Origin of the sequence: Acutalibacter sp. 1XD8-33 (genome assembly GCF_003612555.1) — a bacterium.
GTDB lineage: Bacteria > Bacillota > Clostridia > Oscillospirales > Acutalibacteraceae > Acutalibacter.
The window spans coordinates 1-23,213 of record NZ_RAZF01000008.1 but is presented as its reverse complement, the minus strand read 5'-3'; the positions used below and the strand labels follow the sequence as shown (position 1 = coordinate 23,213).

24 protein-coding genes are annotated in these 23,213 nt (G+C 49.5%); all 24 read right to left on the bottom strand.

From position 1 onward, the window contains the following. Positions 1–15: 15 nt before the first annotated feature. A complete protein-coding gene (locus D7X94_RS07970; RefSeq protein ID WP_120427203.1) occupies positions 16–753 on the bottom strand; it encodes a Stp1/IreP family PP2C-type Ser/Thr phosphatase in 738 nt (245 codons plus the stop codon). Further along, the gene (gene rlmN, locus D7X94_RS07965; protein WP_120427202.1) at positions 743–1,786 is read right to left on the bottom strand and encodes a 23S rRNA (adenine(2503)-C(2))-methyltransferase RlmN; all 1,044 of its coding nucleotides are present in this window, start codon (positions 1,784–1,786) and stop codon (positions 743–745) included. The genes D7X94_RS07970 and rlmN overlap by 11 nt, the downstream gene beginning before the upstream one ends. After that, positions 1,787–3,139 carry a 16S rRNA (cytosine(967)-C(5))-methyltransferase RsmB gene (gene rsmB / locus D7X94_RS07960; RefSeq protein ID WP_120427201.1) on the bottom strand — a complete coding sequence of 451 codons (1,353 nt, stop codon included), beginning with the start codon at positions 3,137–3,139 and terminating at the stop codon, positions 1,787–1,789. 51 nt (positions 3,140–3,190) lie between these two features. Continuing rightward, positions 3,191–4,114, bottom strand: a complete 924-nt coding sequence (gene fmt / locus D7X94_RS07955; RefSeq protein ID WP_120427200.1) for a methionyl-tRNA formyltransferase — start codon at positions 4,112–4,114, stop codon at positions 3,191–3,193. Positions 4,115–4,126: 12 nt separating this feature from the next. After that, positions 4,127–4,606: a peptide deformylase gene (gene def / locus D7X94_RS07950; protein WP_120427199.1), complete on the bottom strand. Its 480-nt coding sequence runs from the start codon at positions 4,604–4,606 to the stop codon at positions 4,127–4,129. A 79-nt stretch (positions 4,607–4,685) separates the two neighbouring features. Further along, positions 4,686–7,130, bottom strand: coding sequence for a replication restart helicase PriA (gene priA, locus D7X94_RS07945; RefSeq protein ID WP_120427198.1), 2,445 nt, complete (start codon positions 7,128–7,130; stop codon positions 4,686–4,688). Next, positions 7,127–7,333 carry a DNA-directed RNA polymerase subunit omega gene (locus D7X94_RS07940; protein ID WP_120427197.1) on the bottom strand — a complete coding sequence of 69 codons (207 nt, stop codon included), beginning with the start codon at positions 7,331–7,333 and terminating at the stop codon, positions 7,127–7,129. The genes priA and D7X94_RS07940 overlap by 4 nt, the downstream gene beginning before the upstream one ends. A 56-nt stretch (positions 7,334–7,389) precedes the next feature. After that, complete coding sequence (gmk, locus tag D7X94_RS07935) at positions 7,390–8,001, bottom strand: guanylate kinase (RefSeq protein WP_442857894.1); 612 nt, start codon at positions 7,999–8,001, stop codon at positions 7,390–7,392. Beyond that, positions 7,988–8,281, bottom strand: coding sequence for a DUF370 domain-containing protein (locus D7X94_RS07930; protein WP_199715046.1), 294 nt, complete (start codon positions 8,279–8,281; stop codon positions 7,988–7,990). The genes gmk and D7X94_RS07930 overlap by 14 nt, the downstream gene beginning before the upstream one ends. Before the next feature lie 21 nt (positions 8,282–8,302). Continuing rightward, positions 8,303–9,181 (bottom strand): YicC/YloC family endoribonuclease, encoded by an 879-nt coding sequence (locus tag D7X94_RS07925; protein WP_120427194.1) that lies wholly within the window; start codon positions 9,179–9,181, stop codon positions 8,303–8,305. Between the two features lie 144 nt (positions 9,182–9,325). Beyond that, the gene (locus tag D7X94_RS07920; protein ID WP_120427193.1) at positions 9,326–9,718 is read right to left on the bottom strand and encodes a hypothetical protein; all 393 of its coding nucleotides are present in this window, start codon (positions 9,716–9,718) and stop codon (positions 9,326–9,328) included. After that, the gene (locus tag D7X94_RS07915) at positions 9,711–10,667 is read right to left on the bottom strand and encodes an RluA family pseudouridine synthase (RefSeq protein WP_120427192.1); all 957 of its coding nucleotides are present in this window, start codon (positions 10,665–10,667) and stop codon (positions 9,711–9,713) included. Before D7X94_RS07915 ends, D7X94_RS07920 begins: the two co-directional genes overlap by 8 nt. After that, the gene (gene lspA / locus D7X94_RS07910) at positions 10,661–11,173 is read right to left on the bottom strand and encodes a signal peptidase II (RefSeq protein WP_158590949.1); all 513 of its coding nucleotides are present in this window, start codon (positions 11,171–11,173) and stop codon (positions 10,661–10,663) included. The genes D7X94_RS07915 and lspA overlap by 7 nt, the downstream gene beginning before the upstream one ends. 17 nt (positions 11,174–11,190) lie before the next feature. Continuing rightward, positions 11,191–12,369, bottom strand: a complete 1,179-nt coding sequence (locus tag D7X94_RS07905; protein ID WP_120427190.1) for a DivIVA domain-containing protein — start codon at positions 12,367–12,369, stop codon at positions 11,191–11,193. Positions 12,370–12,384: 15 nt separating this feature from the next. Next, positions 12,385–12,948 carry a YlmH/Sll1252 family protein gene (locus D7X94_RS18130; RefSeq protein ID WP_158590948.1) on the bottom strand — a complete coding sequence of 188 codons (564 nt, stop codon included), beginning with the start codon at positions 12,946–12,948 and terminating at the stop codon, positions 12,385–12,387. Between the two features lie 179 nt (positions 12,949–13,127). Next, entirely contained in the window at positions 13,128–13,634 is a 507-nt protein-coding gene (locus tag D7X94_RS07895) for a cell division protein SepF (protein WP_120427188.1), read from the bottom strand. Positions 13,635–13,651: 17 nt separating this feature from the next. Beyond that, positions 13,652–14,377 (bottom strand): YggS family pyridoxal phosphate-dependent enzyme, encoded by a 726-nt coding sequence (locus D7X94_RS07890; protein ID WP_120427187.1) that lies wholly within the window; start codon positions 14,375–14,377, stop codon positions 13,652–13,654. Further along, entirely contained in the window at positions 14,355–15,665 is a 1,311-nt protein-coding gene (locus D7X94_RS07885) for an HlyD family efflux transporter periplasmic adaptor subunit (RefSeq protein WP_147401680.1), read from the bottom strand. Before D7X94_RS07885 ends, D7X94_RS07890 begins: the two co-directional genes overlap by 23 nt. Positions 15,666–15,722: 57 nt before the next feature. Next, the gene (miaA, locus tag D7X94_RS07880) at positions 15,723–16,679 is read right to left on the bottom strand and encodes a tRNA (adenosine(37)-N6)-dimethylallyltransferase MiaA (RefSeq protein ID WP_120427185.1); all 957 of its coding nucleotides are present in this window, start codon (positions 16,677–16,679) and stop codon (positions 15,723–15,725) included. Continuing rightward, entirely contained in the window at positions 16,679–18,577 is a 1,899-nt protein-coding gene (gene mutL, locus D7X94_RS07875) for a DNA mismatch repair endonuclease MutL (protein ID WP_120427184.1), read from the bottom strand. Before mutL ends, miaA begins: the two co-directional genes overlap by 1 nt. Before the next feature lie 43 nt (positions 18,578–18,620). Further along, positions 18,621–19,247: a hypothetical protein gene (locus D7X94_RS07870; protein ID WP_120427183.1), complete on the bottom strand. Its 627-nt coding sequence runs from the start codon at positions 19,245–19,247 to the stop codon at positions 18,621–18,623. Positions 19,248–19,252: 5 nt separating this feature from the next. Beyond that, positions 19,253–20,008 (bottom strand): class I SAM-dependent methyltransferase, encoded by a 756-nt coding sequence (locus D7X94_RS07865; RefSeq protein ID WP_120427182.1) that lies wholly within the window; start codon positions 20,006–20,008, stop codon positions 19,253–19,255. An 11-nt stretch (positions 20,009–20,019) separates the two neighbouring features. After that, entirely contained in the window at positions 20,020–22,635 is a 2,616-nt protein-coding gene (mutS, locus tag D7X94_RS07860; RefSeq protein ID WP_120427181.1) for a DNA mismatch repair protein MutS, read from the bottom strand. A gap of 74 nt (positions 22,636–22,709) precedes the next feature. After that, positions 22,710–23,117: a YlbF family regulator gene (locus tag D7X94_RS07855; protein ID WP_120427180.1), complete on the bottom strand. Its 408-nt coding sequence runs from the start codon at positions 23,115–23,117 to the stop codon at positions 22,710–22,712. Positions 23,118–23,213: the final 96 nt, after the last annotated feature.

Sequence of the window (23,213 nt, the reverse complement as noted above, 5' to 3'; positions counted from 1 at the left end):
ATCCTCAACTTTCTATCAGATATTATGGACGACAGCTATGGTGATATTATCCGAACCGCCGTTTTTTACGGCATATCCAATCAATTCTTTTACCAAAGCGCCGCTGTTTGCCCTGTGCTTTTCCATATAAGACTCCATAAGGCCCTCCTCTACATAGTTGGTCAGTCCGTCTGTGCAGGCCAAGGCCATATCACCTTTATGAAAATCCCATACGGCATAGTCGGCAGCTACATGATCGTGGACCCCCAACACACGGGTAATGATATTCCTCCGAGGATGGGTTCGAGCTTGCTCTTTGGTAATCTGCCCTAAATTTACTAGATCCTGTACATAAGAATGGTCCATAGTGATCTGGTTGAGACTTCCGTCGCTTTGAAGATAGGCCCGGCTGTCTCCTACATGTGCCACATGTAGCTGGCTATGAGCGGCCAGCAGCACGACAGCGGTAGTACCCATTCCTTGAAGCTCAGTTTGCTTACCAGCTTTTTCAAATATAGCAGTATTTGCCCGTTGAATCGAGTTTATTACAAGGCTTTTCATGCTTCCTGAACTCATCGTTTCAGAGAATCCACTTTTCAGGAAAGTTTCTATCTCGTTTACGGCAATCGTACTGGCGATATTGCCCCCATTAGCGCCGCCCATGCCATCGCAAACAACCGCCCACGCACTTCCATTTGAGAAAAGACCACACCGGCAGGCATCCTGATTAGAGCTCCGTACCGGACCGGTGTCAGTTGCAAAATCAACTCTCATATTCGTTTCCTCCTTCGTATTTCCCACGAAGCTGCCCACAAGAAGCCTCGATATCTGACCCTAGCGTCCTTCGCACTGTAGCTGTACAGCCACCAGATTCCAAAATGGAAATAAATCTTTTTTGCCTCTGCAAATTACTTTTCTGATAACCCGAACCGGTTACATCGTTCACTGGGATCAAATTAACATGCGCCGGCATTCCTTTCAGCCTGACGGCCAGCTCTTTGGCGCATTCATCGGTGTCATTTACACCGCTTATCATCGCGTATTCAAAAGAGATCCGCCGTCCGGTTGTCTTGGCATAGTACCGGCAGGCAGCCAACAATTGCTCCACATTCCAACGGCGGCTTACCGGCATTGTGCGCGCTCGTATTTGATCATTGGGAGCGTGTAAGGATACTGACAAGGTCAGCTGTAATTTCTTTTCAGCCAGATGATAGATCTTATCCACAATACCACAGGTAGACAGCGAAATATGCCGCATTCCAATATTCATTCCTTGAGGATGGGAAACCAGCTCTAAAAACTTCAGTACATTCTCATAATTGTCTAACGGCTCTCCCATTCCCATCAACACAACGTTGGAAATCCGCACTTCCGCGTCTTTTTGCGCAGACTGAATCTGAGCGAGCATTTCGGATGGCAATAGGTTGCGAGAAAAACCGCCTTTTCCTGTGGCGCAAAAGCTGCAATTCATTTTGCACCCTACCTGGGTAGAAATGCAAATGGAGTATCCGTGGTGATAGTTCATCAGCACCGACTCTACCAGTTCGCCATCATTCATCTGAAAGAGGTATTTTATCGTCCCATCCCGGGAAATCCGTTTTTGTAAAGGCTGTGCCTGGAAAATTTCATAACTTTCTGCCAAAGCCGCCCGCAAGTCTTTCGGGATATCTGTCATTTCTTCAAACGAACCCACACCCTGATGCAGCCAACGAAAGACCTGACCAGCGCGATATTTGGGTAATTTCGTTTCAACAAACTCCTGATGCAATTCTTGGGGAGTCTTTGATTTAATGTCAATCTTTTCCAACTATCTGCTCCCATTCTGTTTTTTCTGGAACGCCGCCGTGAAAAAGCCATCAGAAGCTCCAGAAAAAGGCGTCATTGTCAACATATATGCGGGTTCGTCTATAACATGAGGAAGCCCAATATCTATCGTAAGCGGCTCAAAGCCGTTATTCTCCTGTAAAAATTTTTCCGCAATATCCTGATTTTCCGCTGGATTCAGTGTACATGTAGAATAGAGCAACCTACCGCCAGGCCTCACCATTTGCGCTGCCTGAGACAAAATTTTGTATTGTAACCGCGGTAATTCTTTTAAGGAATCCAATTTCTTATAACGAATCTCTGGCTTGCGCCGTATCACCCCAAATCCGGAGCATGGCACATCACAGAGCATTTTATCAACCTGCGGCATATTATGGTCAAAGCCTTTTGCACTGTCATTTATAAGAGCTTTAATATTGTGTAGTCCCAATCGTTCTGCACCTTGACGGATGAGCCAGACCCTGTTTTCGTAGAGGTCAAAAGCGTATACTGTTCCCCCGCCGCCCACCATTTGCGCAATTGTAAAGCTCTTTCCGCCAGGAGCCGCACAGCAGTCGCATACTGTCTCGCCAGGCTGTGGATCCAATATTTTACAGATCCATTGCGCCGAAAGATCCTGAACATGGAAGAGGCCATCTTGAAAGGTCTTCAGCTCATCCGGTGCGCCGCACCGGGAGAGAATTCCCGCGCCAGGAAGCTCCGGCAAGTCATTGAACTCCACACCGCCCTCTTGCAGTTCCGAACGCAACAGTTCCGCAGTACATCTCATTTCATTTACCCGGATAAATATCTTCGACTTTGTGGAAAGACTATCCAGCAGAGCTTTTGTTACCGCCCTTCCATAAGAATTCCGCCACAAACGGATTAAGTCTACTGGTACGGAGTATTGGACACTTTGCGCAAATAAGTCCTCTCCCTCAGGCAGTTTTAGTTCCGCTTTCCGACGAGTCAAGTTCCGCAAAACTCCATTTGTTAAGCCAGAAAATTGAGGTTTTCCAATCAATTTCAGCGCGGTTACCGTCTCGTTTACTGCCGCGGAATCCGGCACTCGATTCAAATATATAATTTGGTACGCACCACACCGCAAGGCTTCTTGAACGGTGATATCAAGCCTCTTCTTGGGATCAGCAAGGCATTGTTGAAGAAAGTAGTCCAGGGTTAACCGGCGCTCCAATACACCATAAAAAATTACGGAGGCCAGAGCTTTGTCCTGCTCGTTTAGCTCGGAACAGGTTAACACATGATCCAGCACAATATTTGAGTAGCCCGTGTTCTGATTCATTTGTATAAGAGCTTGAAGCGCTGCCGTTCTCGGCGTCTGCGTTCGCTGTTTCATGGACTGACCCTCTCTGTGTAAAGCTATGAGCCTTGAAATGCTTTGAATATACTATTGAAAATAAGAATCTTTGACCAGGGGATGCCCCAAAAGATAATCTCTTCCGTTCATTCGCTTACCATTTTCCGCCTGTAATTCGGTAATTCGCAAAGCTCCCTGGCCGCAGTCCACAACTAATTCACCCGCTTGACAGGAAATTCTTCCTGGGAAGCCGCCGCCTTCCATAACCTGCGTGGCCAGCAGCTTTAGCCGTGTATCGTTCCACTTTACCGCCGCGCAGGGCCACGGATTTAGCCCGCGAATTAGATCATGGATCTTTTTGGCCGGCTGCTCCCAGTTAATTATTGACATCTCCTTTGTTAACATAGGCGCCAATGTCGCCTCTTGATGGTTTTGGGGAATCCTTTTTAGCGTTCCTTGCTCCAGCCGCTCCAAAGTCTCATCTAGCAAATCAGCACCCAGCAGTTTCAAGCGGTCAAAAAGCTCCCCCGCTGTTTCCTCTGGCCCAATTTCTGTTTCCGCTGTTAATAATATGTCCCCAGAATCCACCGGACCGTCTCCCAAAAGCATCGTGGTTATTCCGCCGGTTTTCTCCCCGTTTATTACCATCCATTGAATCGGCGCGGCCCCCCGATATCTTGGTAGCAGTGAACCGTGAACATTGATACACCCCAAGGCAGGAGCATCCAAAATTGACTTTGGCAAAATTTTTCCATATGCTACCACAACAATAATATCAGCGCCCAACTGCTGTATTTTCGACTGCACTGATTCATCCCGCAAAGAATCTGGCTGATATACCGAAAGTCCATACTGTAATGCCAATTCCTTTACAGGCGAAAATTGCATCTTATGGCCACGTCCTTTCGGTTTGTCTGGCTGGGTGAATACCCCGCAGATTTGATCCTTTCGATCTATTAGGCGCTGTAAAGCCGGAACAGCAAAATCCGGCGTCCCCATAAAAATAATACGCACGAAACCCCTCCATTATTTTTCTTTCATAGCCTCCAGCTCTTCAGGCGTCAGCATCCGGTTGGCTTTCTCAGTAAAAACAATTCCATGTAGATGGTCGATCTCGTGACAGAATGCCCTGGCGCACAATTCCTCACCGGAGATTTCAAACCATTTTCCCTTTCGGTTTTGTGCCCTCACCGTAACCTTCATAGGACGGGAAACCTCTCCCCATTCATTGGGCAAAGACAGGCAGCCTTCTGGTCCAATCTGATTTCCTTCTGTGGCAATAATTTCCGGATTGATCAGTTCAATAGGGCCTTCCCCCACATCCACAATACATATTTGTCGCAGCACACCTACTTGGGGTGCTGCCAGCCCTGCGCCGTTGGCATCGTAGAGCGTATCCTGCATATCGTCTAACAGCTGATGCAGCTTTCTGTCGAACTTTTCTACCGGGCGGCACTCTTTTTTCAGTATGTCATCCCCGAATAGCACAATGTTTCGAATTGCCATTTTTGTATACACGATCCTTTCAAAATAGGTTTATATAGCCAAACGGATAAAAATGTCCCCCAAATTTTTAACTTGCCAATCAGAGTATTCTGTTTGGATTTGGGTCCGCATATACCGTGATTGCCTGATAGTCTCGAATAGATGCAAAACTGGTAAGAAGTCGGGCAATCAGTTCCCGAAAGCGAGGCGTATTTTTGCATTTTATAATCAATTTGTAGCGGTATTTCCCACTTACCCGGGCCACAGTGGCCGGGGACGGCCGAAGCACGCGCAGGGGAAGCTCACGGTATTCCCTCTCTGCCAGAAAGCTCAATTCCTGCAAAAAGCGTTCTGCAGATTGACGTGCCAACCGGTCGTCTGTACCGACAAACCCGATTACCAGTATATCCACAAAAGGCGGATAAAGCAGGGCTCTTCGGTAGGCTAATTCGCGCTTTGCAAAGGAAAAATAGTCTTGCCTGGCTGCCAGATGAAGCACCGGATTCTCCGGCGCAAAGGTTTGAATAATGGCACGTCCAGGTAGGCTTCCTCGTCCTGCCCGCCCTACCACTTGAGTCAACAAATCAAATGTACGCTCATTGCTGCGGAAGTCGTCGCTGAAGAGAGATTGGTCGGCCGAAACAACTCCCACCAAAGTTACATTTTCAAAATCCAGCCCCTTCGCCACCATTTGCGTCCCTATCATGACGTCGTACGCACCTTTTGCAAACTCATCTAGCCGCCGCTCCAGGGAATATCTGGCAGACATGGAATCGGTATCCACACGTAAAATTCTGGCTTCTGGCAGCAGCTCCTGAAGCTGTTCTTCCGCCCTTTGGGTCCCTATTCCCCGAAAAGCAAGGCTCTCGCTTCCACAGGAAGGACATTTTTTGAGCAACGGTACAGAATATCCACAGTAATGACACATCAGCCGCCGGTTTGCGCTGTGGTATATGAGGGAAATACTACAGTTGGGGCAGCTTACCACCTCCTGGCAGGCACGGCAGCTGGCAAACGTATGGTATCCGCGCCGGTTCAGTAGCACGATAGACTGTTTTTTCTGCTGATAATTCTTGACCAAGGCATCACCCAGCACAGACCCAATGGCATGTTCTTCCCCCGGATAATAGTCCTGATTTAAATCAACCAAATCAACCTGTGGTATTTTTGCATGTCCGAATCGGTCGTCCAGCCGGTGGAACCGGAACTTACCGTCTTGAGCCATTCGATAGGTATCCAAAGATGGGGTGGCCGAACATAGCAGACAAAAAGCGTTCTCTTTTGCGCAGCGGTATCGTGCAACTTCTCGTGCGTCAAAACGAGGGCTGGCTTCCGATTTATAGGTGTGTTCCTGCTCTTCATCAATAACGACAAGCCCTAGCTTCTGAACCGGAGCAAAAACTGCCGAACGGGTACCCACAGCAATTTTTGCCTCGCCTCGGCGGACCCGTTTCCATTCATCCATGCGCTCGCCCAGAGAAAGCCCGCTGTGAAACACCGCGACCTGGTCTCCAAAGAGCTGCTGGAACTGCCGGAGAGTCTGCGCAGTCAGAGAGATCTCGGGGACCATCACAATTGCTCCCCGTCCCTCTTGCAGCACATATTCTATAAGCTTTAAGAATACAGAAGTTTTCCCGCTGCCGGTAACGCCGTATAATAGCCCGCAACGGCTGCCTTTTCCTGCGCCAATGTATTCTTTGATCAGCGCCTCCAGCACTTGTTGCTGAGACAGAGAGAGCGTCCACTTTCTATCTTCATTCGGCTGATACAAGCGCTCTGGCCGACGGTATACTTCATATTGAAAAATTTCCGCCGCGCCCTTATCTGCCAATGCTTTTACCACCGAGGCAGACGCACCGGTAAAGTAACAGAGTTCTTTCTCAGAAACCTCGCCCACATCGGTAAGCACCTGGTATACATCTTTCTGCCTGGCCGTCAGTTTTCCAGAAAAATCAACAATTGGGCGCACCATCTTGGATGTCGCGTCGCCTATTTTGCTCATCGCCAGATTCACTTTACAGACAACACCCTTTTTCAAAAGCGTTTGAAATTCTGGACATTCCTGCGAGATTCCGAATGAATCCACCAGCTTCTCAAAAGGGACCGCCTTTCCGGCCTTTCGCAGTGTTAAAATAATCCGCCAGGAAAGATCGTCATACTCCTCCCGGTCAAAATCGGTAAAGCCACCGCTTAATACATAGCTGTTTTTCAGGTGGAACTGCAGGCCAGCGGGAATCATCAGTTTAACTGCCTCGAACAGAGTACAGTAATACCGGTCTTTCATCCAGCACGCTAATTCCAAAAAGCTCTGATTCAGCATAGGCTCCTTATCCAGCAGAGAGGCAATTTCCTTCAGTCCGTTGCCGTCCTGGCCCCCCAGGGCAAAAACCACGCCTATCCGTTCTCGATTTCCTGCCCCAAATGGCACGGTGACTCTCATTCCGGGAAGAAGTTGCATCTGAAAACGCTCTGGCACCCGATAGGTAAATAGCTTGTCAAAATGATAAACGGTGCTTTCTACCGCGACCTGAGCCAAGGCTGTCATTCTTCCAGACTTTCTGGCTCGACAATGCGATAACGTTCCTGAACAAAGTCCTGAACGGCAATATCTACGGGCTTATCAGGTAATTTTGCCCCCTCGTTCTCGGCCTTTTCCGAAATCTGCCTGGCCCGTTTTGCCACGGCAATCACCAAGGAGTATTGATTCATATGGGGAGTCTTGATAATGTTTGCGGAGGGTTTCAGCATAAACAACACATACCTTTCCTTATTGTTCGATATTTTCAAATATTATAGCCCAAAACTTAGGGCGCTAACAGCTTTTCAATCAATTCTGCATTTCGTTCGGATTTCATTTTCTCACTGCGCAAAATCGCCCGCACATCTGCTACTGCGTCCTCCAGGCGATCGTTTACTACAATATAATCGTAATTTTTCCCATGTGGAATTTCTTTTCGGGCAGTTTCCAGTCGCTTCTGTATGGTTTCCTCGTCCTCAGTGCCCCGGCCCCTCAACCTTTTTTCCAATACTTCCATGCTGGGAGGGGCAATGAAGATTGAAACGCAATCTGGGGCAACACACTTGATCTGTGCTCCACCTTGAACTTCAATCTCTAAAACCACATCTAGACCATCTGCTCTCCATCGCTCTACCGGCCCCTTGGGCGTACCATAGCAGTTACCGACATATTCCGCATATTCCAGCATATTTCCATCGTCGACCATTTCCTGAAATTCTTCCCGGGTTACAAAATAGTAGTGTTTTCCATGCTCTTCTCCAGGCCTGGGCTTCCGGGTAGTAGCTGAAACTGACATACGCAAATTGGGGTCCTGCTGAAACAGCTCTTTCAAAATGGTTCCTTTGCCTCCCGCAGAGGGAGCGGAAACCACAAGTAGAAGCCCCTTACTCATTTTTATATTCCTCCCCGTCATCCTTGCCGTTAAAACGCCCGGCCACAGTTTCCGGCATAATGGCGGACAAAACCACGCTGCCGCTATCCATAATGATTACGGTTTTTGTCTTTCGGCCAAACGTAGCGTCAATCACCGCTCCTCGTTCTTTCGCCTCTTGTACCAAGCGTTTGATAGGCGCAGACTCGTTGCTTACAATCGCCACCACCTTTGCCGCAGAAACCATATTGCCAAAGCCAATATTCACCAATTTCAAGCTCGGCGCCTCCTGATGACAGAATTTCATTCTTACGCATACTGTTAGAATCTATTCGACATTTTGTACCTGTTCTCGAATTTTCTCAATTTCAGACTTGATCTCCACAACCAGATAAGCAATATCCGTATTCTGGGACTTAGAGCCAATGGTATTAGCCTCCCGGTTCATTTCCTGCACCAGAAAGTCAATCTTTCTGCCCACCGATTCGCTGGATTCCATCAATTTTTCCAACTGGGCAAAATGACTGCGGAGCCGAACCGTCTCCTCATCAATAGCCACTTTATCAGCAAATACCGCTACCTCGGTAAGCACCCTCTGCTCGTCAAAACGACTGTCTCCCAGCATCTCTTGGATTTTCGCCTGAAGCCGCTCACGATACGCTTTTACCGTATTCGGTGAAAGCTCTTCTACCTTATCCACCAAGGACAGAATATTGAGGGCTTTTTTCATAATATCCGTTTTTAGCCGTACACCTTCAGTCTCACGCATCTGTAAAAAAGAGTCTATCGCAGGTGCGGCAACATCCAACACTGCCTGCCATACGGCGTCTTCATCATCTGGAGCTTTGTGTATCGAGAACACGTCCTGATACCTGCTCAGCAGAGCTAAGGTGGGACCATCGGGTAAGCGATAGCGTTCCTGCAACTCGCTTAGCGCCTGATAGTATCCAGAAGCCAGAGAATGGTTAACCTGTACCTCTCCGCCGGCTTCTCCCAGATTTTCCACCTGGAGAAAAACATCCAGCTTTCCCCTGGAAACCCGCTGATGGAGATAAGCCTTCAGCTTATCTTCCAAGTAGAGGCAGCCTCTGGTAATACGGGAGTTCAGTTCAAAATACTTGTGGTTTACCGACTTTACTTCAAAGACGATATGCCTGTCTCCCACCGTACCTTCGCCCCGGCCATATCCCGTCATACTTCTTAACATTGCGGCTCCTCCTGTCTCCAAAAGCGAAAAATCCTTAACTAAGAAATTTTACCATTTCTCCGGCGTTCATGCAACCGCTTTTCCAAAGTTTTCATAGATTTTTAAGAAAAGCCCACGGCATATGGGAATTGCCGCAGGCCCTCGCTAATGAAATTCATATTTTACAATGGTACACATGGGGGTAAAAGCATGCTTTTCATCGCAGTCAAATCCTCTGACCTTAAAAAAGCCATAAAAATCCGGAAAAGCCGTTTCAATCTGGTTTGCGCCGAAGTTTTCGCCGTAGGAAGCGGCCGAACGCATCAGGGAGTCTAAAATAAAAACTTCTTCTCCCCGGGGCTTACGGGAAAAATCATATCCTTCCGCATAGATCTGTAAAATCCGCAGAATTTCTCCCTCCAATTCCAGGGCAGCCCAGCCTAAAAGTGCGCCCCGTTCACACATCGCCAAAACTCTGGCTTCAGGCCCCGCGTTTTCTATTTGAGCAAGGATTTCCTGCTCTTCAGCATAATTTTTCATCGGCAAAATTTCAATCATCCTTCCACCCTCCCTTTTGACGAAGTTCTGATAAAAAATTCACAAAATATTCCGGAAGTTCTTTGGTAAATTCCAAATATTTTCCTGTTCTGGGATGAAGAAATCCCAAAAGCCCCGCATGTAGGCATTGGCCGTGCAGCTTAGAAATTACCTTTTTAGGGCCATACATCGGATCTCCTGCTACCGGATGCCCCAGACTTGCCATGTGTACCCGGATTTGATGTGTACGGCCTGTCTCCAGGCGCAACCGCAAATACGTAAAACCAAGAAACCGCTCCTCTACGTAAAAATGGGTAACCGCCTTCCGCGCAGAAGCGGATCCCCAGCGCACAGCCATTTTCTTCCGTTCAACCGGATGCCTGCCAATGGGTGCTTCGACAGTCCCCTGATCCTCCTGGATTTTGCCGTAAACTACGGCCCGATATTCTCGAACCAGACTGTGGGCTTGGATCTGCGCCGCCAGGTCTCGATGCGCCATGTCATTTTTGGCAACCAAAAGCAGCCCGCTGGTGTCCTTGTCAATTCGATGCACAATGCCTGGACGCAATATGCCGTTAATTCCAGAAAGGCTTTCACCGCAGTGATCCAACAACGCATTGACTAACGTGCCGGTGTAGTTTCCCGGGGCAGGATGTACCACCATTCCTTTTGGCTTATTGACCACCAACAAATCAGCGTCTTCATAGAGAATGTCCAGAGGAATTTTTTCCGCAGCCACATCCAGGCTTTCTGGTTCTGGTATCCATACCCGGATCTCCTTGCCAAAAACAAGTTTTGTGCTTTTAGAAAGCGCCTTTCCCTCCAACGTTACCATTCCATTGGAAATTAAATTCTGTATGGCAGAGCGGCTCATGTCAGGCAGTTGGGCCGCAAGCCATTTATCTAGCCGCAAATCCGTATCTTGTGCCTGCAAAAAGATTTCCTGACCTGCCTCCTTGTCATTCAACATTTTGGAGCCGCCTTCTCTATCTGAGCTTTGGCATCTTTTTCACGTTTCATGCAGACAATATAATGGGCCACAAGGCATAGCGCGCCGACTGTCACACAGCAGTCTGCCACATTAAAAATATATCCAAAGAACATCACATGGATAAAGTCCACTACATATCCCAGGGTGATACGGTCAAGCAAGTTTCCAAGGCCTCCGGCTAACAAAAGCGCCGAGGAGATATAACTGAAAACACTGTGATGCTTGTATAGAAACAGCGCGGCAACAATTCCTAACGATACGATCAAGGTAAGCACCGCCACAAAGCCAATAATCCCGCCAAAAAGGCCAAAGGCTGCCGCGGGGTTTTCCAGATATGTGAATTCAAGCAGTCCGGGAATAATGGTTATTTGCATCCGGCCTGTTGCTTTAAGAATATCGAAAATATAGTCTTTTGAAAGCTGATCGAGAAAAATCAAAACAACCGCTGCCAATAAAACGGCAAACTTTTTTAAAAGAGGTTTCAAGGGCGTCTCCTTTCGGGCTATCTTCTTCGTTTGCGATCGTCAATTTCCACCCCATCGCCAAAGGGAAGATTGCTATAATGATTGCTTTTTTCCCTGCGTAATGCCTCTGGTATATTGCTGTGGGCATTTAAGTCAATTCCCACCGAGGACAGGTCGTTTTCCCCTAAATAGCTTTCTGGCGGCGCCGAAGGCTGAAGCTGCTCCTGGACATAGTTCACCCTGTCGTTCAGCGTGCGCCTGGCAGGCTCCTGATAACGTGGGTGATCTGTATGAGGCACGTTCCTGGAAACAGTTGGTCTGGCAGAGGCCTCTTGATATACTTCCGGTGGCGAGGCGCTGGCATTTCTCTCCCGAGTGCTTCCCGGCGCTGAAGCCTGATGTTGCTGGGGAGGTTCCGGCATACGGACGGAAGTAACCGGATCAGGCTCTGAAATGGTTTCCGATACAGGTTGGCGAACTGCCGGGGCAGGGGCAACAGGTTCCTGGGCCTGAACCTCTTGCACAGACTCCCCTTCCTCCACCAGCTCGGGTCTCACGTTCTGCACAGGAGGATCCGGTTCTCTTCCTGGCTCAGGCTTGGGGCTTGGAGCAGGCTTTGCAGAACGATCTTCCTTTTGACGGAATACTGGTATATGGTCAATACATTCCAAATGCTTTTTATACATTTCCAAAAGAGAGGAACGAAACGCTGTTACCTGTCGCTTGACCTCTTCCAATTCTGTTTTTTTCGCCTCGACCTGCTGGGCGTATTCTTTGGCAGCCTTGGCGGCGTCCTCCTCAGCGTGATACGTAATGCGCCGGGCCTCTTCGTTGGCTTCCAACAATTTCGCCTCGGCCTGCGCTCGGGAGTCCTGCAAAATCGCGTCTGATTTGGTTTGGGCCTCCTTGACCAAATCTTTGGACATTCGCTGAGCGCTTAAAATCGCCTCTTTGATTCCCTCTTCCTCCTGCCGGTAAGCCTCAACCTTCTGGGCCAATATAGAGAGCTTTCGCTGAGAGTCGGCATTTTTTGCGGCCAATTCTGAATTCAGCGCCGCCAGATCTGAAGCCTGCTTCATCGCGGCGTCCCTTTCTCCCAGCAACTCCTGAAAGGAGGCGGCAACCTGATCGATAAACCGGTCTACATCTTCTGGTTTATATCCGGAAAAACCCGCCTTTCCAAAACTTATCTCATTGATTTCCTTCACCGTCAGCATTCCGAAGTTCCTCCCCTATTGATATTTCCTACATTTCACCGTTAAGCGGCCCTTGCCCGTCAAAGGTCCGAATGAATCTATTCTAAACTTTCCATAGCCTCGTATAGAAATAATATCGTTCTCTCCTATGCGGCTGTTCACCAATACCGCTTCTTGATGATTCACCGATACCAATCCGGCGGTTATGATTGCGGCGGCCTTTTCCCGACTGGTCCGGCATAACAGCGCTGTCAAACAGTCCAGACGGCTGGAGGCGATAACCCCTTTGATCTCTTTATACTCTCGAATTTCCGGCAGGGGCTCCTCAAAACCTTGTGCAATTTTTACCCCCACATGGCCTATCTTTTGGAGATGGTCTTGAACATATTGGCTCATTTCTTCTCGAAGAAAGATTACACAACGTCCCTCGGCCACTAAAATATCCCCTACCACGTTCCTTTCAATGCCTAATCCCATCAAAGAGCCCAGAAAGTCCCTGTGGCCGAGACAGTACTCCCTGCGATAAATAAAAGACAGAGCCGCTAAAGGAAACTCCTCAGCGGAGGGCTCCATATAATCGGGAAAAAAGCCGGCTATCACCCGTTCCGCTCCTTCATACCCGCCCCAAAATAGACTCCGGGCCAGTTTCCGCTTAAGGAAATCTTGGCAAAAAGCAGCTTCGTTTTCATCCAGAAAGCCGAGAAAGCACGGCCTATGCTGAGACAGTCTCAGACAATCCTTCAGCTTGGCGGAAAGTAAATCCCTGCGATTATCCATGATTAAAAATACAGTCCGTTGTTTTCAAGCTCGTCCAGCACATCGTCGCCTGTCAGGTCCACCGTATAGGGTGTTATGATAAAGGTAGAGGTTGCAATACGTTTGATTTTCCCATTATTGGCATAGGCTACGCCGCTTAAAAAATCCACAATCCGCCGGGACACGTCTTTCTCCGTTTTTTCCAGATTCAGCACCACAGTATGCCGGCGTAACAATTCATCGGCAATGGAGCGCACCTCGTCTCCAAAAGATACCGGCTTGCACACCACAACCTGAAGCTGTGTCTTGGCATTGATATTTACCACTTTGCCTTGAGAAGTATTCCTCTCTCTTGGCGTATACGATGAAAAAGAGGAAAAGGATGTTGTCACATTCCGTCTGGTTTCCTCCCGGCCAGCGCTGTAATCCTCCTCGGGTTCCGCCTCTTCCTCATCCTGGTAATCTTCATACTCGTATTCATCATCTGGTGAGTTCCACATTTTTTGCAGCTTATCCATAAGCCCAGCCATTGATAACGCAACCTCCCTTAATGATAGGCCCTCGCTCCAAACAGCGATGAACCCACACGCACCATAGTCGCTCCATTCTCTATCGCCTCTGGAAAGTCCGAGGACATCCCCATCGAAAGACAAATCATATCTACATTATCCATGCTTTTCGCCTTTATGTCAACATAATATTGCCTCATAGCTGAAAAATAGCGGCAAAGAATTTTTTTATCACTACATATTGGGGGGATTGCCATTAATCCGTTTATATGAATCCCCCGCAAAAGCCGGATCTCATCAATGAACTCAGTTAATCCCTCCGGAACTACGCCACCCTTGCTTGCTTCTCTCCCGATGTTCACCTCTACCAGCACATTCATCACCCGGCCTTCCTTTTCGCATAGCCGGGAAATCTCCTTGGCAAGCCTTACGCTGTCCAGAGACTGGACACAGCTTACCTTGTCCACAATATACTTCACCTTATTGGTTTGCAATTGCCCGATCATTTGCAGGTCGCAATGCTCCTTGTCCAAAGCGCTGTATTTGTCCAACAACTCCTGCACCCGGTTTTCTCCCAAATGGGTCAGACCTTGCGAAACAGCGTAATTGATTATTTCTACCGGCACAGTTTTTGTAGCGGCCAGCAAGGTGATCTCTTCATGGCTTCTGCCGGACCGGTACGCCGCTTTGGCAATCCGCTCTTTAATCGCCTGATAATTTTCATCGAACTCTTGAAAGCGCTCATTGAATGATTTTTCCATCATATAGGTTCACTCCTCCCACCACTACTTTATCATATAGCTGCACGGTCCTATCCGTAACCAGATTTTTCTCTTCTCCATCGCTCAATTCCGTCTTACATACCGCATATCCATTTACATCCTTTTCGGTGAACACTTGTACAAATTTTAGCTGGCCACCAAAAACCACATATACGCCTTTTACATTTTCTCTCACTTTTGTGACCGAATTTCCGGTCTCATCTACTTCTGTATATTCTACATCACAGAAGCGTAAAGCTCTCTCGTTCACCAACACTCCGGAATACTTTTTCACATTGATCTGTACAGTTTCGTTGCGTACAGTGGCAATATCTGCATCCATGTAGGAGCATTCCAGTACAACCGCAGTTTTTCCGGTTTTTATGTCTCGATTTTTTGCCGCAACCTTGGCAGGGATTGTCTCCGTGCTGGCAAAGGGAATATCAAGGCTTACATCCTCCACTCCCTCAAACTTCATCATATCGTCCTCATCCAGCACACAGACCAGATACCATTTAAAATTGGAGCATATTTTTCCCACTGAGGACTGGGTCCCTGTTCCCTGCTGAAGAGCTAGCAGGTTTTCCACTTCTTCCGGAGTGATTCCCAGAATATCATCCACTCCTATCACATTTTCAAATCCATCGGTGGAGCCTACAAAATATCCCGAGCCAGGCGCCTCCACTCTATCTACTGCCTGAGCCGTGCCGGCAGTCAACTGCATTTTTTCCTCCTCCAGCTCTTCCACCCGCTGGGCATAATCTTCCGCGCTTTCTTCTCCAGAAATAACCTGCTTGCGGCTGAGCGAGGACAATAAGTCCTCCTTTGGCACGACTACACTGGTAAACTTATTCCTCTGCACGTTGACTAGAATGCGGCCAAGAGAGTCATAAATTTGATCGCCGGTAGACACAGAAGCAGAAACAAAATAATCTATTGGTTGAGCAAGAGGAGAGAGGCTTTGAATTTCCCGGTCGAGCCGGTCGGCTATATTTTGAGCTGCCGCGTCGCTTTCGGAGTGAAAGACATCTGCGATTACGCCGCCTTTTGAAACCCTGGCGCCGCTTGCCACCCGAAAGTTCAGCACACCTTGATAGCTTGGTGTAATCACGTCCTCTTCCCGAACCGCAAAGCCTTGAGCCTGCAGCGTATCAGAAACCTCCCCATATAAGGCAATTTCTGTAGTAACGGCTGAATTGCTCTGCCCATTCACTACATTAAAGCATACATAAATAAGGAGCAGCAGCGCGATTACAACTGAGGCCATTGTCCCGATTCTTTTCGAATCCAATAAAAAGCACCTCCCAACTTTGCCGTCTTTTATCTAAAAAAGAGGTATCGCCACAATTTATAGTACCCCTTCTTCTCTCAATATTTCGACCGCCATCTTTTTTGCCGCCTGAATGGAGTGCAGCTCATCCATATAGAGGTACCGTATCTGCGGTTCCCGGGCAAACCAGGTCAGCTGTCTTTTCGCATACCGGCGGCTCTCTTGTTTGATGCTTTCAACCGCCTCATTCAAAGAGATTTTCCCCCGAAAATAGGGGAACAGTTCCTTATACCCTATGGACTGCGCCGCAGTTGGCAGCTTCCTTGCGGTTTGGCAAAAGCGGAAAAAAGCTACCGCTTCTTCCAAAAGTCCTGCGGCCAACATCTCATCTACCCGCAAGTTAATCCGTTCATATAACTTTTGGCGGTCCCGAAACACCGGGCAGAGCATAACATATCTATAGACTGGTTCTGCTTTTTGGGAACGAGCTGCCTGCTGAGAGAAAGGCTCACCGGAGAGTATGGTATACTCCAAGGCCCGCAATACCCGCTTTGTATTATTGGGATGGATGATCTCTGCTGAAATTGGATCAAGTTCCGTCAAACGGCGGTGCATCTCGCCCGGACCCAATTCCTGAGCCTGGTGAAACAGTTGTTCCCGCAGCTCTTCACTTCGACATTCCTCTTTAAATGTAAATCCTCGCAGCAGGGACCGGGCGTAAAGCCCCGTTCCTCCCACCAGAATGGGCAGTTTCCCCTGGCTACAAATTTCCATTATAGCCTTGCCTGCCAAAGAAACATAGTCAGAAACGCTGAATTTTTCTTCCCAATCTAAAAAGCCGATCAGATGGTGAGGCACCTGATCCCGTTCTTGAGCGGTCGGCTGGGCAGTGCCAATTTCCAGGCCTCGATATATCTGCATGGAATCGCAGGAAATAATCTCACCATTCCACTCTTTCGCCAAAGCAATGGCTAACCCAGTTTTTCCCGTTGCCGTAGGGCCGGTTATAGCCACTACCGTTTGCTTCTCTGCCATTATGTTCTCCCAAACTGTTTTTCAATCTCCCGCCGTTTCAACAGGATATATACCGGCCGGCCATGAGGGCAGTACCGCACCTGAGGATTGCGTTCCAACTCGGCCGCGAGAGCGAGCAATTCTTTCCGGCTGGTATGGTCTCCGGCCTTCATTGCGGCACGGCAAGCCACACTATGGTAAACCCAGTCCATATGCTCGGTAGTAATCTCTGTCCGAAAACCAGCTAAGTATCCTGCAATCTCCATCATAGCCGCAGCGGCATCCTGGCCATCCAGCAACAGTGGGGCCGAACGAACCAACACGGTTCCCGTGCCAAAATCAGATACCTCAAACCCTGCCTCGCTTAATCTTGCTTCATTCGCTAGTACCGCAGAGTATTCGTCCTTATCCAAATGAACCGCTATCGGCTCTAACAATGTCTGCGCCTCACAACCGTTCTCATTGGCCTTCAGCCGTTCATAGAGCAGCCTTTCATGGGCGGCGTGCTTATCAATCAGCATCAATTCATCCTGGCTATATTCCACAATGATATAGGTTCCAAAAGCCTCTCCCAATATGCGGGAGGAAAAATCCGATGTCACTTTTGGCGAAAGCGGAGAATCTGATTCTGCCGCCGGCTGAGGAGGCTCCGTCTGTTTTTCTTCCGGTTCAGGCAAAGGCATTGGCACTGACCGAGGGATATGCTTCTGCGGTTCTTTTGGCGGGGAAACAGGCCGGGGCGTTTGGTCCAACAACGCCAAAATTGGATTGGGCTCCTCATAAAGGTTTCGCGCTACAGCCCCACTGTCCCGCAAAAGGGTATGCTTATGTCCCGCCGGTTCAACCGGAAAACGAATCTGTTCCTGCTTTTCCAGAACCGACGCATAAGGAGAGGCTGGAGGCCTCTTTAACTCCATTACTTTGGGTTTATCACCGGCCGTTAAGGCGGATCGCACTCCATGATATACCGCGTCAAAAATTGGTCTCTCATTAACAAACCGCACTTCCAGTTTTGCGGGGTGCACATTAACATCTACCGCCCCACAGGCCACCTGCAGGTGGAGCGCACAGGCCGGAAATTTGCCCACCATGATAGAACCCTTATAGGCCTCCTCCAAAGCGGCCATGGCGGTACGGCTACGGATAAAGCGTCCATTGATGAAAAAATTCTGCATACTTCGGTTGGGTCTGCTGCCAGACGGCGCACTGATAAAGCCGCTGACCTTTACATGCTCCAGATCGTATTCCACCGGAATCAATGTGGAGGAAAATTCCCGCCCGTATACAGCATAAATTGCGGAGGACAGCTTATTGTCTCCCGGCGTATGCAGCTGTTCCTTACCATCCCGGATAAGGCGAATGGAGATTTCTGGGTGGGACATAGCCAGCTTATCCAGAACTCCGGCTACAGAATTCCCTTCAGTAGAGTCCTTCTTCAGAAATTTCATTCTGGCGGGGGTATTAAAAAATAAATCTCGCACGACAATAGTTGTCCCTTGAGGGCAGCCTGCTTCCGAACACTCCGGTTCTGTCTCTCCTCCACAAGCATAACGCACGCCAGCAGCCTGACCTTCGGCCCGCGTGAAAAGCTCTACATGCGCTACTGCCGAGATCGACGCCAGAGCTTCGCCTCGAAAGCCCAAGGTCCCTATGGCGTTCAAGTCATCCTGCTTGGACACCTTGCTGGTGGCATGACGCAAAAAAGCTACCGGCACGTCCTCGGGAGCAATGCCACAGCCATTATCCGTTACCCGCATATAGGTAATGCCACCCCGGCGGATTTCTACCGTGATGACGCTGGCCCCCGCGTCTACGGAATTTTCTACCAGTTCCTTGATAACCGCCGACGGCCGTTCTACCACCTCGCCAGCCGCGATCAACTCCGCCACCTGTTTGTCCAATACCTGTATTTTAGGCATAGCATCCCTCTTTATTGGTAGAATTTCTTACATGCCAAAAATGTCACAATTTTTGTTTTGCTATAAATTCATCACAAAATTGATTCCATCTTACTTCGTAGTCTTGATGAGAAACGATTGACAGATCATATGGAGAAAAAATGCCTCGTTTTCTCGCTTCCTTGGCAAAAGCGGCGAGATAATCCCCTGCCGGAGCTGCAAAAGCAAGCACGGATTCGAATCCCATGTCCACTGCCGCCGCCAGCCGAGTATGCCCGTCCCCAGAAATATATCGTCCGTCCGCCCGCATAACAGGGATAACGATATCCTCCGGATTTTTGATGAAAGTGTGGATCGCCACCAGCTTCTCTTCATCCACATAGAACTGGGAGGGCTGTATGTCTTTTAGCTTTACAGGAAACAGCTCCACCGGCGGATACTCCCGGATCAATTCTCCCTGGGTATTGTAGAACTTATAGATATGCCCTGCATAAAAGCGGAAAGCTTCGATCACTGCAATGTAAAGTTCTGGCCTTGCCCCAGATACCCGGGCGGAATTTCCGCTGAGGATCTCCACCTCAAAGGGCGCGCCCTCTGCCAGAAAGGCGCCATGCTGGTCGAGCACTTTCTGGGAAAACCGAGAATCACGATAGCTGTTAACTCTCTGAATTTCCGGTTTCTTTTTTCCCATCTTACTCATTCCTTTACTGCACGCGTGGCCAAAAAGCAAGGAATATTGTGCTCGTGGAGTATACCCGCGCCGTTCGTATCCTCATAGAGATGCGTCATGCGGAAGCCTGCCTCCAGCTGGCCGCCAATCTGCTCCTCCATGGTGTGAGAAAACTGCACCCCGTCGTCCGCTTCCAGCATCTGCCCCATCAATCCCGGGTCTTTCGTGGGGTCAAAGGGAAAGGTGCAGAGCTCCTCCCGATTGTTTTCGTCCACAAAGAGGAAGTTGATTCCATTGTCCAGTCCGGAAAGCAGAATACCACCCGGCTTGAGCACCCGGTAGCACTCCTTGAAAATAGGCTTGACCTCTTGCACATAGCAGTTGGAGACGGGGTGGAAGATCAAATCGAATTCCCCGTCCTTAAAAGGCAAGGGCTTGGTCATATCCCCCCGGACAATGCGGATCTCATAGCCCTCCCGCTCTGATACCAGCCGTTCGCTCTCCAATTGGCGCTCTGAGTAGTCGAACACCGTGCAAACCGCGCCCAGAGCCGCAAAAATAGGCATCTGCTGCCCGCCACCGCTGGCAAGCCCCAGCACCCGCTTCCCCTTTAAATCGCCAAACCATTCATGTGGCACCGGCTTTGTGGGGCTCAAAAGCACGTTCCAACAGCCATTCCTGGCACTTTCATATTCTTCATGGGAAATGGGAATGCCCCACTCCCAGCCTTCTTCGATCCATCTGTCAATGGTGGCCGCGTTGATATCCTGATAATGATCCATAAAGAAGTCTCCTAATCTTTCAGCAAATTACACAGTTCAAAGAGGGTGTTCATGCACTGAATGGGGGTCAGCGCGTTTACATCCAGGGTCCGCAGTTTCTGGAGCACCTCCCCATCCGTGCCCTCTATGGTCAGCTGCACAGGCTCCTCCTGTAGGCGGAACGCCGCCCGACGGGAGACTTCCTCTCCGCCTGTGCTTTCCAGTTCGGCCAGCACCTGCTTTGCCCGCCGGATCACCTTATCCGGCACACCGGCCAGCTTGGCCACTTCGATCCCGAAGCTATCGTCTGCTCCACCCCGCACAATCCGACGCAAAAAGGTGATATCGTCTCCCCGCTTCTTCACCGCGATATTGAAGTTTCTAACTCCAGACAGGAGGCTTTCCATCTCCGTCAGCTCATGGTAATGGGTGGCAAAAAGAGTCTTTGCCCCCAACAGCTTGGGATCCTGTACATATTCCAGCACGGCCCGGGCAATGCTCATACCATCAAACGTGGAGGTGCCCCGGCCGATTTCATCAAAGATAATCAGGCTCTGAGAGGTAGCATTTCTTAGAATCTCCGCTACCTCGCTCATCTCAATCATAAAGGTGGACTGCCCCGCCGAAAGGTCGTCGGAGGCTCCCACCCGGGTGTAGATTCCGTCCACAATGCCGATTTCCGCCACCGCCGCAGGCACAAAACAGCCAATTTGGGCCATAATGGCGATGATGGCAATCTGACGCATATAGGTGGATTTCCCCGCCATATTGGGCCCAGTGATCACCGCCACGCGAGTATCGTTCATGTCCAGGTCCACATCGTTGGGCACAAAAGGCGACTCATGAAGCAGCGCTTCCACCACCGGATGGCGGCCATCCTTGAGATACAGCTTGCCGCTTACATTCACTACAGGCCGGGAATAGTCGTTTTTTATGGAAACCACAGCAAAGGACGCCAGCACATCCAACGATGCCACAGCCTTGGCGCTCTGCTGGATCCGATTCAACTCCTGGGCCACACTGCGGCGGATCTCCTCAAAGAGCTTACCCTCCAACTCAATAGACCGGTCGTGAGCGCCGAGAACCCGGTTTTCCAGCTCTTTCAGCTCCGGCGTAATATATCGTTCCCCGCCGGTGAGAGTCTGTTTGCGTATGTAATCCTGGGGTACTTGGTCTTTATAGGAATTGGTTACCTCTATATAGTAGCCGAATACCTTGTTAAACCCCACCTTCAGCTTGGGGATGCCGGTGCGCTCCCGCTCCCGGGCTTCCACAGAAGCGATCAGAGCCTGTCCGCCGCTCATATCGCTGCGGATTTCGTCCAGCTCTGGGCTATACCCCTTTTTGATCAGCTTACCCTCCCGGATTGTAAAAGGAGGATTCTCGTCAATCGCCCGGTCAATTCGCTGGGCCACATCCTCCAGGCTGTCAATCTGGAAATTCAGGTCTCCCAGCAGCGTGGACTGACAGCGTTCCAGAACCCGTTTCAGCCCAGGCAGTTTTTGCAGGGCGGCGCACAGCGCCCGCAATTCCCGCCCATTCGCGGAGCCATAAACAACACGGGTCATTATACGCTCCAAATCATGGATGCCGGTGAGCTGTTCCACCAGCTCGTCCAACAGGAGCTGATCCCCGACCAATTCCTCCACCGCGTTCAACCGCAATGTGATTTTAGCCGGACTCAAAAGGGGCCGTTCCAGCCAAGCGCGAATCAGCCGCTTGCCCATAGCGGTTTTTGTCCGGTCCAGGACCCAAAGCAACGAACCCTTGCGCTCTTTATTGCGCATGGTTTCAATCAGCTCCAAGTTCCGCATGGTGCTCAGATCTAGGGCCATATAGGCGGAGTCCGTCTCCAGCTCCACTTCTGTGATGCGCTCCAGCCCGGTGATTTGGGTACGGCTCAGATAATCCAGCAGAGCCCCCAGCGCCATTATGGTAAGAGGTTTGTCCTCTAGCCCCAACTCTGCCAGGGGTTTACCATTGAACTGCCTTTCCACAGCTGCCTTGGCAGGATTCAACGCGAAAATCTCTTCATCCAAACATTCCAAAGAACTTTGCAGCCGTTCCCGGATAAAATTTCCCACAGCCGTCAAATCTGTAAACTGCGGATTGATTAGAATTTCTCTGGGGGAATAGCGAGTCAGACGGTTTTCCAGTTCTCGAGTAAAGTCATGTCCCCCAGCCTCCATCTGCCCGGCATGGAGTTCTCCTGTGGAAACATCCGCGAAGCATAACCCCACCCCCGCCGGACAATAGTACATAGAACAGATATAGTTATTCCGGGCCTCGTCCAGCATACTGCCTTCCAACACGGTGCCGGGCGTGATTACCCGAACGATCTCTCGCTTTACCAAACCCTTGGCGGATTTTGGATCCTCCACCTGGTCACAGATTGTCACCCGGTATCCTTTTGCCAGGAGTTTCGTAATATACCCCTCGGCACTGTGGAAGGGGATACCGCACATGGGTGCGCGTTCTCCCTGGCCGCAATCTCTTCCAGTTAACGTTAAATCCAGCTCTTGGGAGACAGTTTTCGCATCGTTGAAGAACATCTCATAAAAGTCTCCCAACCGAAAAAACAGAATGGAATTGGGATGTTCCTTTTTCACTTCAAAATACTGCTTCATCATCGGGGAATAATCCGCCATGCTCCCAGCCCCTTATCTGTAAATTTTAAAACCTACCCGCGTGGAATTGGTATTCCTCGATGTGACTACCCGCTTTAGTGGCATCCGGCACAGCTGGAACAGTCGCCGCCGCAGGATGCCGCGTCGTAATCACAGGTTTCCGGATTATCTCCCTCTGCGCAAAGATTTAGAATTCCCGTCACCCTCTGGAAGAGCGCGTCGAACTCTGTCTTGGCCGCATCATATCGTTTCATATGCTCATTGGTCATAATTTTTCCATAGACCTCTCGGAACTCCTTGTTCAGACGCTGCATGGTTTCATCGTTCCGGTCAGGCTTAGCGGCTTCGTTGCTGATGGCCATCCGCTTAAGGTTGAACTCCCCAATGGCCTCCTGGAGCTCCTGGTCCTCATCGCTCTGCTGGCGGGCCAGCTGCATCTCCACATATCTGGGGTCTGCCTGGATCGCTTTACCTAATTCTCTCGTCAGCTCAATAATATCCATTATCATTTCCTCCACGAATTTTTTAGCGTACTGTAAACTAAAATGAAAGTTGAAGACCCGTCAGCCCTTCTGGTACAATGGTTTCACCACAAATCC